We start from the raw sequence: 12,478 nt of genomic DNA on the forward strand, positions 1-12,478 counted from the left end.
GCGGCCCCGCACGCCGTGCAACCTCGCCATGCGGCGAGCTCTCTCATCTCCCTCCCCCCTTGTGGGGGAGGGGCGGGGAGGGGGGTAGCCCCAGGCGAGACTGCCGCCGTGGACCCCCACCCGCAGCCGAAGCTTTGCTTCGGCGTTCTTCAAAAAAGCCGGCCGCGAATGCGGCCGGTTGCCCTCCCCGCAAGGGGGAGGGGAGCGCATCGAGATCGCGGTTGATAGCTCGGCCGAAAATTCAAAGACGTTCTTCAGGGAGCACCGAATGCCCAAAACCCACGTCACGATGAAGGTGAACGGCAGCGAGGTCGAAGGCCTCGCCGAGCCGCGCACCTTGCTGGTCCATTTCCTGCGCGAGCAGGCGCAGCTCACCGGCACCCATATCGGCTGCGAGACCAGCCACTGCGGCGCCTGCACCATCGACATCGACGGCATGAGCGTGAAGAGCTGCACCATGCTCGCGGTGCAGGCCAATGGCGCCGAGATCACCACGATCGAGGGCATGGCCAATGCCGACGGCACCTTGTCGCCGCTGCAGGAAGGCTTCCGCATGATGCACGGACTGCAATGCGGCTTCTGCACGGCCGGCATGATTTTGCGCGCGCATCGGCTGTTGAAGGAGAATCCGCAGCCGACGGAAGCCGAGATCCGCGCCGGCATCTCCGGCAACATCTGCCGCTGCACCGGCTATCAGAACATCGTCAAGGCGATCCAATACGCCGCCGCCAAGATCAACGGCGTGGAATTCCAGGAGGCCGCGGAATGAACGACATGACTCCCACGCGGGAACAACGCGAAGCCGCCCTCGAAGGCATGGGCTGCCGGCGCAAGCGCGTCGAGGACATTCGCTTCACGCAAGGCAAGGGCAACTACGTCGATGACGTCAAGCTGCCTGGCATGCTGCACGGCGACTTCGTGCGCTCGCCGCATGCGCATGCGCGGGTGAAGGCGATCCACACCGAGGAGGCGCTGAAGGTGCCGGGCGTGCTGGCGGTGATCACCGCCGAGACGCTGAAGACGGTCAACCTCGCCTGGATGCCGACCCTGGCCGGCGACGTGCAGATGGTGCTCGCCGACGGCAAGGTGCTGTTCCAGAACCAGGAGGTCGCGTTCGTCGTCGCGACCGACCGCTACGCCGCCGATGACGGCGTCTCCAAGGTGGTCGTCGAGTACGAGCCGCTGGCGGTGCTGGTCGATCCGTTCAAGGCCATGGACCCGGACGCTCCCGTTTTGCGCGAGGACCTCGCCGGCAAGACCTCTGGCGCACACGGCCCGCGCAAGCATCACAATCACATCTTCGAATGGAGCGTCGGTGACAAGGAGCTGACCGACGCGGCGTTCAAGAAGGCGGATGTGACGATCAAGGAGATGATCTCCTATCACCGCACCCATCCGTCGCCGCTCGAGACCTGCCAGTGCGTCTGCTCGTTCGACAAGATCAAGGGCGAGCTGACGATCTGGGGCACGTTCCAGGCGCCGCATGTCATCCGAACCGTGGTGTCGCTGATCGCGAAACTCCCCGAGCAGAAGATCCACGTCATCGCGCCCGACATCGGCGGCGGCTTCGGCAACAAGGTCGGCGCCTATCCCGGCTACATCTGCGCCGCCGTCGCCTCCATCGTGACGGGCAAGCCGGTGAAATGGGTCGAGGACCGCATCGAGAATCTGACCGCCACCGCGTTCGCGCGCGACTATCACATGACCACGGAGATCGCGGCGACCAAGGATGGCAAGGTCACCGGCCTGCGCGTCCATGTGCTCGCCGACCACGGTGGCTTCGACGCCTGCGCCGACCCGTCGAAATGGCCGGCCGGCTTCTTCAACATCGTCACCGGCTCCTACGACTTCCCGGTCGCGCATCTCTCGGTCGATGGCGTCTACACCAACAAGGCACCGGGCGGCGTCGCCTATCGCTGCTCGTTCCGCGTCACCGAGGCGGCCTATTGCATCGAGCGCGGCATGGACATTCTCGCGCAGAAGCTCGGCATGGACCCGGCCGAGCTGCGGCTGAAGAATTTCGTCAAGCCGGAGCAGTTTCCCTATCACTCGGCGCTCGGCTGGGAATACGATTCCGGCGACTATCACACCGCCATGCGTAAGATGATGGAGAGCGTGGACTACGCGGGGCTGCGCAAGGAGCAAGCCGAGAAGCGCGCCGCGTTTAAGCGCGGCGAGACCCGCGAGATCATGGGCATCGGCGTCTCCTTCTTCACCGAGATCGTCGGCGCCGGTCCGTCGAAAAATTGCGACATCCTGGGCATCGCGATGTTCGACTCCTGCGAGATCCGCCTGCACCCGACCGGAGCCGGCATCGCGCGGATGGGCACCAAGAGCCAGGGCCAAGGCCACGAGACCACCTGGGCACAGATCATCGCCAGCGAGATCGGCATACCCGCCGATAACATCATGGTCGAGGAGGGCAACACCGACACCGCGCCTTACGGTCTCGGCACCTACGGCTCGCGCTCGACGCCGGTCGCAGGCGCGGCCATCGCGATGGCCGCGCGCAAGATCAAGGCGAAGGCGCAGATGATCGCGGCCTACAAGCTCGAGGTCCACGAGGACGATCTCGAATGGGACATCGACGGCTTCCGGGTCAAGGGCCTGCCGGAGAAGGCGATGTCGATGAAGGACATCTGCTGGGCGGCCTACAACTCCGTGCCGCCGGGCATGGAGCCGGGGCTGGAGGCGGTGAGCTACTATGATCCGCCCAACATGACCTATCCGTTCGGCGCCTATCTCTGCGTGATGGACATCGACGTGGATACCGGCGTGTACAAGGTCCGGCGCTTCTACGCGCTGGACGATTGCGGCACCCGCATCAACCCGATGATCATCGAGGGCCAGGTGCATGGCGGCCTCACGGAAGCCTTCGCCATCGCGATGGGGCAGGAGATCCGCTATGATGCCGAGGGCAATGTCGTGACCGGTTCGTTCATGGACTTCTTCATGCCGACCGCGGTCGAGACGCCGCATTGGGAGACCGACTTCACGGTCACGCCCTCGCCGCATCATCCGATCGGCGCCAAGGGCGTCGGCGAAAGCCCCAATGTCGGTGGCGTGCCGGCGTTCTCCAACGCGGTGAACGACGCGTTCTCGTTCCTCGGCGCGACGCACATCCAGATGCCCCACGACTTCTGGCGCAACTGGCAGGCCGCGAAGAATTTGGGCGCGGTTGCATAGACGAAGTCCAAGAGCACCTTCGTCATTGCGAGGCGCGAAGCGACGAAGCAATCCAGAGTCCCGTCCATCACCCTGGATTGCCTCGCTCCGCTCGCAATGACGCCGAGAGAGACGGCGCTGTAACCGCATCGCCGGTGCGCTCCCCTCCCCCTTGCGGGGAGGGGTCGGGGGTGGGGTCTCCGGCGGCAGTCTCGCGCGGGGGCACCCCCCTCCCTAACCCTCCCCCACAAGGGGGGAGGGAACACACCGACTTCGCGGCGAGATCGAGAAACAAACCGGTATGAAAACCCGCGACGACATCGCCCGATCTCTCGCCGCCTGCGGCTATATCGCCGATGGCGAGCTGGCGACCGCGATCGCGCTGATGCAGCTGTTGAAGCGGCCGCTGCTGCTGGAGGGGGAAGCCGGCGTTGGCAAGACCGAGGTCGCCAAGGCGCTCGCCTGCGTGCACGGCACCGAGCTGATCCGTCTGCAATGCTATGAAGGCCTCGACCAGAGCTCCGCGCTCTACGAGTGGAACTACCAGCGCCAGCTGCTGGCGATCGAGGCGCATCGCGGCCAGCCGGACACCATCGAGGATCAGATCTTCTCCGAGAAATATCTGCTCGAGCGGCCGCTGCTGGCGGCGATCCGCCGCGCCATGCCGCCGGTGCTGCTGATCGACGAGATCGATCGCGCCGACGACGAGTTCGAGGCGTTCCTGCTGGAGCTGCTGTCCGACTTCCAGGTCTCGATCCCCGAGCTCGGCACCATCAAGGCGATCAGCATTCCGCATGTGGTGCTGACCTCGAACGGAACCCGTGAGCTATCGGATGCGCTGCGCCGGCGCTGCCTCTACCACTACGTCGACTATCCCGATGTCGACCGCGAGGCGCGCATCATCCTGACCAGGATCGACGGTGCCTCCGCCTCGCTCGCCCTGCAGATCGCGCGCATGGTCGAATCCCTGCGCAAGGAGGAGCTGCGCAAGGTGCCCGGCGTCGCCGAGACGCTGGACTGGGCGGCGGCACTGGTCGGGCTCGACGTACGCGATCTCAAGGACCAGCCGGAGATGGTGCATGACACCTTGATGTGCCTCCTCAAGACGCATGAGGACCGCGCGCGCATCACCCGCGAGGTCGCGGCGCGGCTGTTGGGGAAGGTCGCATGAGCTGCTGTGGCGCCACACCCGACCACGAGGACATGGACGCGGTGGCGCGGCTCGTCGCGGGCCGCCTCGGTGCGTTTCTCAAGACGTTGCGCGACAACGGCTTTGCGGTCGGCCTGGCGGAAGGGCAGGACGCGGCGGCAGTGATGAGTGCGGGCTATGCCGACAAGCCCGGCCTGCTGCGCTCCGCGTTCAAGCATCTGTTTTCGGCACGCAAGAGCGAGTGGGATCGCTTCGACGGCCTGTTCGACGCCTTCTGGCTCGGCAGGCGCGTGCGCTCGCGCTCACTGGTCTCCGGCTCGACGGCGAGAGCGAACAGCCCGTCCCTGAAGAGTCTGCAGGATGCGAATGCCGCTCAGCCGGAGCCTCACGGCGCGACCGATCAGATTCCCTCTGACGAAACCCCGCGCGACGCGGGCGGCGAGGGCGTGCGCGAAGGCGCCTCGCGCGTCGCCGCCATCAGCGATACCGACTTCCGCAAGCTCGCCGAGCCCGACCAGGTCGCGCTGGCGCATGAGGCCGCGGCGCGGCTCGCCAAGGCGATGCGGACGCGATTGACCCGGCGTGATCAGCAGCGGAAGTCGGGCGAGCGGCTCGACCTGCGCCGCACCATCCACCGCAATATCAGCCATGGCGGCGTGCCGATTGCGCTGGTGCACCGGCGACGCAAGCACAAGCCGTTGCGGCTGGTGGTGCTGCTGGACGCCTCCGGCTCGATGAGCCCCTACACCGCGGTGTTTCTGCGCTTCATCCACGGCGTGCTCGACGCCTTTCGCGAGGCCGAGGCCTTCCTGTTTCACACGAGGCTCGCCTACGTCTCCGACGCCATGAAGGAGAAGGACGCCGCGCGGGCGCTCGACCGTCTCTCGATGATGGCGCAGGGCGCCGGTGGCGGCACCAGGATCGGCGAGAGCCTGCAGACCTTCAATCGCTGGCACGCGCCGCGCGTCATCCATTCGCGGACCTGCGTGATGATCGTCTCCGACGGCTACGACACCGGTGATCCCGCCTTGCTCGGCCGTGAGATGGCACAGTTGAGCCGCCGCTGCCGCCGCATCGTCTGGCTCAATCCGATGCTCGGCTGGGACGGCTACGCGCCGGACGCACGCGGCATCAAGGCCGCGCTGCCGTTCGTCGATCTCTACGCGCCCGCGCATACGCTGAATTCGCTGGCCGCACTGGAGCCGTATCTGGCGAGGTTGTGAGGATGGCGAATAGCCTGATCGATCTGACCATAAGGCACTCTGCTACGGCATCGGCAGTGCGCTCCCTCCCCCCTTGTGGGGGAGGGCTGGGGAGGGGGGTACCACGGGCACCGGTGCCAGCCGCCCCCCTCCCTAGCCCTCCCCCACAAGGGGGGAGGGAACAGACTGCCCTCGCGGTTGCACCGCGCCTCTCACGACGACACAGGAGGCAATCATGACGGCAACTGTCGAACTGCTCGATCTCGCCGCGCAGCTCAAGGCCGCCGAGGAAAGCTTCGTGCTCGCCACCGTCGTCCGCACGGTGTCGGTGACGGCCGCGAAGGCCGGCGCCAAGGCGATCATCCGCCCCGACGGCAGCATCGTCGCGGGCTGGATCGGCGGCGGCTGCGCCCGCGGCGCGGTGCTGAAGGCGGCGCGTGAGGCGCTCGCCGACGGCATCCCTCGCATGGTCTCGGTGCAGCCTGAGAACCTGCTCGCCGAGCTCGGCGTCAAGCCGGGCGAAACCAAGGAAGGCGTGCGCTTCGCCGCCAACATGTGCCCGAGCAAGGGCACCATGGATATCTTCGTCGAGCCGGTGCTTCCGCATCCCGCGCTGGTCATTCTCGGCGCGAGCCCGGTCGCGGTCGCGCTTGCCGCGCAGGCCCGGCCGCTCGGCTATCACGTGACGCTGGCGGCGCCGGCGTCCGATCTCGTCACGACACCGCAGGCCGATGTGCTGATCGATGGCTTCGCGCTAGGCCAACCGGCCGGGAGCAGCCGCTTCGTGGTCGTGTCGACGCAAGGCAAGGGCGACGAGGCGGCGTTGCGCGCCGCGCTCGCCTGCGATGCGGCCTACCACGCCTTCGTCGGCAGCCGCCGCAAGATGGACAGCCTGCGCGACAAGCTGATCAAGGACGGCATCGACGCCGCGCTGCTCGACGAGGTCAAGGCGCCCGCCGGCCTCGATCTCGGCGCCATCACGCCGGAGGAGATCGCGATGTCGATCCTGGCCGAGATCACGCAGGTGCGCCGGCGCGGCCAGCGCGGCTGAATTCCGTCATGGCGCGAGCGGCAGGTCGAACGAGACCCTGAGCCCATCCGGCGCGAAGTCGCGCGTGACCTCGCCCTTCAGCGCGGCGCCGAGAATGCGCTCGAACAGCAGCGAGCCGAAGCCGTTGCTCGCAGGTGGGGAGACCTGCGGCCCGCCGTTCTCCTCCCAGGACAGCTTGAGCCGTCCGTCGGCATGGGTCCAGCTCAGCGTCACCTGTCCTGCATCGTTCGACAGCGCGCCGTATTTCACCGCGTTGGTGACGAGCTCGTGCAGCCCCATCGACAGATACAGCGCGACGCCCGGCGGAAGCGGCACGGCCGGGCCGTCGACCGCGACACGGTCGCCTTGCAGCGGCGCCAGCTCGGCGCAGACCAGCTCATCGAGCGCGATCGCCTCCCGGCCGCGATCCAGCGCCAGCGCGTGGCTGCGCGTCAGCGCGGCAATGCGGCCGCGCAGCACCTCTCCGAACTCGGCCAGCGCCGAATCGGCGCGGATGCTGAGCGCGATCACGCTGTCGACCAGCGCCAGCGTGTTCTTGACACGGTGATTGAGCTCATGGACGAGCACGCGATGATGCTGCTCGATCGTTCGCCGCCGTGCATTCTCGGTGCGCAGCGCGATCTCGTCCATCACGATCTCGCTGAGCTCGGTGAGCTGGGCGATGTCGTCGTCGCTCCACGGCCGCGGCTCGTGATCGATGGCGCAGAGCGCGCCGATCACCTCGCCGCTCGGCAGCCGCAAGGGGACGCCGAGATAGGCGATCACGCCGAGAACCGGCACCGCGAGATTGTCCCTCACCAGCGGATGCTCGTTGGCGTCGCTGATCACCAGCGGCTGCGCCGAGGTCACGACGTGCTGGCAGAAGGAGTGGCTGAGCGGCGTCTCGCGCAGCGACGCCCACGGCTCGCACAGGCCGACCGAGCTCTTGAAGAACTGCCGGTCGCGATCCACCAGCGCGATGATCGCCGCCGGGGCCTGCAGCAGCCGCGAGGTCAAACGGGTGACGCGATCGAAGCCCGGCTCCGGCGGCGAGTCGAGCAGCTCGGTCTGCAACAGGGCAGTCAATCGGTCTGGCGCGGAGGCGTCGCGATCGGACGTCATGCAGCTTTCGTCGGTCTGGCGTTCAGCCGGTGATGGATTGCACGACGGGCCGGGCGGAGCGCAGATCCGGAGCCGGTCGATCGTGCGGCGCAGTGGTATTCGGCTGGAACGAAGCCGGCACGGAGACGAGATGAAACCGTCAACGCGGCCACCGCCGCGCCGCAGGCGCGGGGCGAATCCCGGTTCCACGCAGGTAACCAAGTGACAGACTATGGCCTGACCAAGGCAAGTTTGGCATTCCGTCGCGGTTCTCTTTGGTATGCATTATACCCGTCAGCCGCCCTTGACCGCCCCCGCCGTCAGGCCGGCCACGATCTGCCGCTGCGCGAACACGGTCAGCAGCAGCACCGGCAGGGTCACGATCAGCGCGGCCGCCGCGAGCGGCCCCCAGGAGAGCTGATCGAACGAGATCATGTTGTAGACCGCGACCGGCAGGGTGCGGGTCTCGCGCCCGGCCAGCACGATGCCGAACACGAAATTATTCCAGGAGAAGATCACCGCGAGGATGAAGGCGACGGCGAGGCCGGGCTTCGCCACCGGCAATGCCACGTGGCGGAAAATCTGCCAGCGCGTCGCGCCATCGATACGCGCGGCTTCCTCGAGCTCGATCGGCGTGGTCTCGAAATAGCCGATCATGATCCAGATCACGATCGGCACGGTGACGACGAGATGGATGATGATCTGCGGCCACAGCGTGCCGAGCAGGCCGAGCCACTGGAACAAGAGGAACAGCGGGATCAGATAGGACAGGCCCGGCGTGATGCGCGCGATCAGGATCACGATCGCCGATTTGTGCGCGGCCATGCGGGCGATGCCGTAGCCGGCGGGCACGCCGACCAGCATCGCCAGCGCCGTCGCGCCGCCGGTCACCAGCAGGCTGTTCTTGAAGTAGGTGAAGAAGCGGTTGGACGACAGCACGTCGGTATAGTTCTTCCAGGCGAAGTGTTCCGGCCAGAACACCGGCGGATAGGCGGCGTTGTCGACCTCGAACTTGACCGACAGCGAGATCATCCAGAGGAAGAACAGGATCGCCGGCGAGACGATCAGGAAGACGCCGAGCGCAAGGGCGAGCCGGCCGAGGATGGTCTGCGCGCTCATGTGTCGCTCCCCAGCGCATTCCACTGTGCGCGCCGGCGCAGCACCAGCAACAGTGCGGTCAGCGCCACGATCAGCGCGAAGAACACCACCGCGATCGCCGAGGCATAGCCGAGGTCGTAATAGACGAAGGCGACGCTGTAGAGGTAGAGGTTGATGGTCTCCGACGCCGAGCCCGGACCGCCTTGCGTGATCGCGAAGATGATGTCGAAGCTCTTGATCGCGTCGATGGCGCGGATCATCGCGGCGATGAACAGGAACGGCATGATCAGCGGCAGGGTGATGTAGCGGAACATCTGCCAGGTGCTGGCGCCGTCGATCTGTGCGCTCTCGTAAGGTTCGGTCGGCAGCGAGGCGATGCCGCCGAGCACGATCAGCATCACCAGCGGCGTCCATTGCCAGGTCTCGACCAGCACCAGCGACGGAATCACGGTGGCCGGATGGAACACCCAGAGCTGCGGCGGCAGGCCGACGAGCGACAAGAGATAGTTCAGGATGCCGAGCTGCGGGTGGAACATCATCGTCCACACCAGCGCGATCGCGACCGGTGTCGCCATCATCGGCATGATGAACAGCGCGCGCAACAGCCCGCGTCCGGGGAAACGCGCATGGAAGATCACCGCCGCGAAGGTGCCGAGCACCAGCGGCAGCAGCACGGAGAGAGCCGTGTAGGACAGCGTGTGCCCGACCGACTCGACGAAGCGCGGGTCAGCCGGCAGCCGGATATAGTTCGACAGCCCGACGAAGGTCGTGGGCGAACCGACCTTCCACTCCTGGAAGCTCATCCAGATCGTGAACAGCCAGGGAAAGATGATCACCGCGAGCACGGTGACCAGCGCCGGCACCACGAACGGCCAGTAGGACGGCGGTCGCAATGCACGTTCCGGCGCAGCAGTGTCCGCTGCCGCGCCGGCCTGTTCGACGATCGTGCTCACGCTTTCTCGCTGCGCTCCAGGATCGGGCGGAACTGCTCGTGCGCCTTCTTCAGCTCGGTCGCGGGATCGGCGCCCGACAGCGTGGCGGTCAGCGCCGCACCGACGAGATCGCGGAATTCGGCGACGGGAATGATCACAGGCAGGCCGAGCTTGCTGATCTTGCCGGAGTCGATCGCCGACTGCAGCCACTCCTTCGGCATCTTCACGCCGCCCTGCACCCCGGGGTCGTTGAGCACCGAGTTGCGGAACGGCACGCCGCCGCCGGCCTGCACCAGGCGGGCGCCCTGCGGCTTCGACACCAGCCACTGGCACAGCAGCCAGGCGGCTTCCTTGTTCTTGCTCGCAGCCGCAATGCCGATGCCGTCGCCATAGGTCGCCGAGTACTGTCCCTTCGGTCCGGCGGGCACCACGGTGTAGCCGACCTTGCCGACCACGCGCGAAGCATTGGGATCCTCCAGCGGCGGCGCCCAGCCGACGCCGTCGATCCACATCGCCGAGCGCCCTTGCGTGAACGAGGCCATCGACTCCATCCAGTTGAAGCCGGCGACGCCCGGAGGCGCGCAGGTCGTCAGCAGCTTCTGATAAAGCTTGGTGGCTTCGATGGCTTCCGGGCCGTCGGTCAGGATGTTGCCCTTGGCGTCCAGGAACTCGCCGCCATAGTTGAGGAAGAAGTTGGTCCACAACGTCATGTTGGCGTTGCGCAGGCCGCGGCCGACGAAGCCGAAGATGCCGTCCTTGGCATCCGTCAGCTTCTGCGCCGCCGTGACCATCTCGTCGAGCGTCTTCGGCACCTCGACGCCCTTCTTCGCGAACAGCTCCTTGTTGTAGTAGAGGATGAAGTAGTCCACCGACCACGGCAGCGAGAACATGCGGCCCTTGTCGTTGCTGGCGTAACTCAGGCCGGCGGCGGAGAAATCGCTCTGCACGAGGTCCGGCGCGGTGAGGTTCGGATCCTTCATCATGTCGGTGATGTCGGCGAGCCAGCCGGCCTTCTCGAACTGCCGCTTCTGCACGTGATAGCTGAGATGGACGACGTCGAAGCTCGGCTTGCCCGACGACAGTTCGATCACGACCTTCTGCCGCTGCTGCTGCTCCGGGATTTGCTCGGATTCCACCTCGATGCCGGTCAGTGCGGTGAATTCCTTGATGTTCTTCTGCAGATTGTCGCCGCGCGGCCCCTTGGCGAGGATCACCTCGAGCCTGGTGCCGGCATATTTCTTCCACTGCGGCTCCGACCAGGCGGGCTGGCCGGTAAGCGCAAGCGCGCCTGCTGCTGCCGTACCCGCAAGCATGTTGCGGCGCGTGATCGCGGTCATCATATCCTCCCAGAAGACTTTTTGTTTGGTCGTGAAGTGTAGCGCGATCCAGCGACGCTGCAACAGCATGGTGCCCGTTCGGCTGGGGATGCGACGACAGCGCGTGGTGCGCCGCGGCAATCCGTTATGCGCCCGATGCGGCGGTGAAATCCGCCCGCTCCAGCAGCCACGAGATTGCAAAGCCTGCCACGAGTCCCCAGAACGCCGCGCCGATATTGAGCAGGGGCACGTCGGCCACGGTGACGAGGAAGGCGATCAGCGCGCCGAGGGAGAAGTTGGTCCTGAACGCGGTCACGAACGCGGTCTGCAGCACGCGCAGCATGGCGAGGCCCGCCAGCGCGGTGATCAATGATTTCGGCGCGATCAGCAGCAGCGTGGTGAAGGTCGGCGCCAGCAGGCCGAAGCCGAGCGCCAGCACGCCGACGACCATCGCCGCGGTATAGTGGCGCTTGCGCTCGCCGCCGGAGACGACGATGGCGTTGGTCGGCCCGGTCAGGCAGGTCGACACGCCGCCCACGATCGCCGCGAGCGCCGAGCCGATGCCACAGGCGACGGTCACCACATTGACCGGCGGCTTGTGGCCGGCAGCGGTCAGCACCGCAAAGCCCTGGCCGTTCTGCACCACCAGCACGGTGACCGCGAGCGGCACGATCAGCTCGATCATGGCCGCGAGCGACCAGGATGGCGTCGGGATCACCGGATGGATCAGCGCGATCTGCAGCGAGGCATTCTGATCATACTTGCCGAACAGGAGAGCCGCGAGCGTGCCGACGACGAGCGCGCCGATGATCGGCGGGCAGCGCCGGCCCAGCGCAGGGAGTGCGGTCAGCAGCAGCCAGAGCACGACCATCGGCCCGGCGATGGCGAAGTCGGTGAACACGGCGCGGACGAGATCGAGGCCGAAGCGCAGGAATACGCCAGCGACCATGCCCATCACGATCGGCATCGGCACCAGTTGCATCGCGCGCTTGACCCAGCCGGTGAGCCCGAGCACCAGCATCAACAGCGCGGTGCCGTAGAAGGCGCCGACCACCTGCGGGAAGCTCAGATGCGTCAGCGACTGGCCGACCAGGACGGTGCCCGGAATGGTCCAGAACAGCACCAACGGCTCGCGATAGCGCCACGACAGCGCGAGCGTGATCAGCCCGTTGATGAAGAACACGCCGAAGATCCACGACGCGATCTCCGCCTGCGACAGCCCGCCATTGGCGCCGACCGACAGGATGATGGCGACCGGCCCGGTAATCGCGAACAGCCAGCCGATGAAGCCGTGCGAGGCATACAGCGGGCCGAAATCGCTGATGATCTGGCCGAGGCCGGGCGGCGGGGCCGCGGGGCGTTCGATGGCGCTGAACATGGAGGGGCGGGGCTCGGTGTGTGTTCTTGTTGTTGTCCTTGGCGTCGTAGGGGATGTTTTGGCCGAACGGGACGAGCTGTGCAAGGCGTTGGGCTGATCGGCGGAT

10 protein-coding genes are annotated in these 12,478 nt (G+C 66.5%); 5 read left to right on the forward strand and 5 right to left on the reverse strand.

Features of this window, described 5'->3' with window-relative positions; all coding sequences use genetic code 11:
* Positions 1-268: 268 nt before the first annotated feature.
* From ACQR2C_RS12555 to ACQR2C_RS12575, 5 genes are all read left to right on the forward strand, one after another.
* On the forward strand, positions 269-769 hold the full coding sequence (locus ACQR2C_RS12555) for a (2Fe-2S)-binding protein (protein WP_434881250.1): 501 nt from the start codon (positions 269-271) through the stop codon (positions 767-769).
* The gene (locus tag ACQR2C_RS12560; protein ID WP_434881251.1) at positions 766-3,186 is read left to right on the forward strand and encodes an aerobic carbon-monoxide dehydrogenase large subunit; all 2,421 of its coding nucleotides are present in this window, start codon (positions 766-768) and stop codon (positions 3,184-3,186) included. Before ACQR2C_RS12555 ends, ACQR2C_RS12560 begins: the two co-directional genes overlap by 4 nt.
* Before the next feature lie 280 nt (positions 3,187-3,466).
* Positions 3,467-4,336: an AAA family ATPase gene (locus tag ACQR2C_RS12565; protein WP_315803261.1), complete on the forward strand. Its 870-nt coding sequence runs from the start codon at positions 3,467-3,469 to the stop codon at positions 4,334-4,336.
* The gene (locus tag ACQR2C_RS12570; RefSeq protein WP_434881252.1) at positions 4,333-5,538 is read left to right on the forward strand and encodes a vWA domain-containing protein; all 1,206 of its coding nucleotides are present in this window, start codon (positions 4,333-4,335) and stop codon (positions 5,536-5,538) included. The genes ACQR2C_RS12565 and ACQR2C_RS12570 overlap by 4 nt, the downstream gene beginning before the upstream one ends.
* A gap of 214 nt (positions 5,539-5,752) precedes the next feature.
* Positions 5,753-6,568, forward strand: a complete 816-nt coding sequence (locus ACQR2C_RS12575) for an XdhC family protein (RefSeq protein ID WP_315803263.1) — start codon at positions 5,753-5,755, stop codon at positions 6,566-6,568.
* Positions 6,569-6,574: 6 nt separating this feature from the next.
* Here the strand turns inward: ACQR2C_RS12575 and ACQR2C_RS12580 are convergent, their stop codons facing one another.
* From ACQR2C_RS12580 to ACQR2C_RS12600, 5 genes are all read right to left on the reverse strand, one after another.
* On the reverse strand, positions 6,575-7,669 hold the full coding sequence (locus tag ACQR2C_RS12580) for an HWE histidine kinase domain-containing protein (protein ID WP_434881253.1): 1,095 nt from the start codon (positions 7,667-7,669) through the stop codon (positions 6,575-6,577).
* Between the two features lie 273 nt (positions 7,670-7,942).
* Complete coding sequence (locus ACQR2C_RS12585) at positions 7,943-8,767, reverse strand: carbohydrate ABC transporter permease (protein WP_434881254.1); 825 nt, start codon at positions 8,765-8,767, stop codon at positions 7,943-7,945.
* Positions 8,764-9,699 (reverse strand): carbohydrate ABC transporter permease, encoded by a 936-nt coding sequence (locus tag ACQR2C_RS12590; protein ID WP_434881255.1) that lies wholly within the window; start codon positions 9,697-9,699, stop codon positions 8,764-8,766. The genes ACQR2C_RS12585 and ACQR2C_RS12590 overlap by 4 nt, the downstream gene beginning before the upstream one ends.
* Positions 9,696-11,015, reverse strand: coding sequence for an ABC transporter substrate-binding protein (locus ACQR2C_RS12595; RefSeq protein ID WP_316177548.1), 1,320 nt, complete (start codon positions 11,013-11,015; stop codon positions 9,696-9,698). The genes ACQR2C_RS12590 and ACQR2C_RS12595 overlap by 4 nt, the downstream gene beginning before the upstream one ends.
* Positions 11,016-11,139: 124 nt before the next feature.
* A complete protein-coding gene (locus ACQR2C_RS12600) occupies positions 11,140-12,372 on the reverse strand; it encodes a benzoate/H(+) symporter BenE family transporter (RefSeq protein ID WP_434840238.1) in 1,233 nt (410 codons plus the stop codon).
* Between the last annotated feature and the right edge of the window lie 106 nt (positions 12,373-12,478).

Origin of the sequence: Bradyrhizobium sp. HKCCYLRH3061, assembly GCF_051168015.1 — a bacterium.
Classification (GTDB): Bacteria; Pseudomonadota; Alphaproteobacteria; order Rhizobiales; family Xanthobacteraceae; genus Bradyrhizobium.

Excerpts from the sequence above, each read along its gene's own strand:
- ACQR2C_RS12555 (WP_434881250.1), top strand. The coding sequence starts at position 269 with ATGCCCAAAACCCACGTCACGATGAAGGTGAACGGCAGCGAGGTCGAA.
- ACQR2C_RS12560 (WP_434881251.1), top strand. The coding sequence starts at position 766 with ATGAACGACATGACTCCCACGCGGGAACAACGCGAAGCCGCCCTCGAA.
- ACQR2C_RS12565 (WP_315803261.1), top strand. The coding sequence starts at position 3,467 with ATGAAAACCCGCGACGACATCGCCCGATCTCTCGCCGCCTGCGGCTAT.
- ACQR2C_RS12570 (WP_434881252.1), top strand. The coding sequence starts at position 4,333 with ATGAGCTGCTGTGGCGCCACACCCGACCACGAGGACATGGACGCGGTG.
- ACQR2C_RS12575 (WP_315803263.1), top strand. The coding sequence starts at position 5,753 with ATGACGGCAACTGTCGAACTGCTCGATCTCGCCGCGCAGCTCAAGGCC.
- ACQR2C_RS12580 (WP_434881253.1), bottom strand. The coding sequence starts at position 7,669 with ATGACGTCCGATCGCGACGCCTCCGCGCCAGACCGATTGACTGCCCTG.
- ACQR2C_RS12585 (WP_434881254.1), bottom strand. The coding sequence starts at position 8,767 with ATGAGCGCGCAGACCATCCTCGGCCGGCTCGCCCTTGCGCTCGGCGTC.
- ACQR2C_RS12595 (WP_316177548.1), bottom strand. The coding sequence starts at position 11,015 with ATGACCGCGATCACGCGCCGCAACATGCTTGCGGGTACGGCAGCAGCA.
- ACQR2C_RS12600 (WP_434840238.1), bottom strand. The coding sequence starts at position 12,372 with ATGTTCAGCGCCATCGAACGCCCCGCGGCCCCGCCGCCCGGCCTCGGC.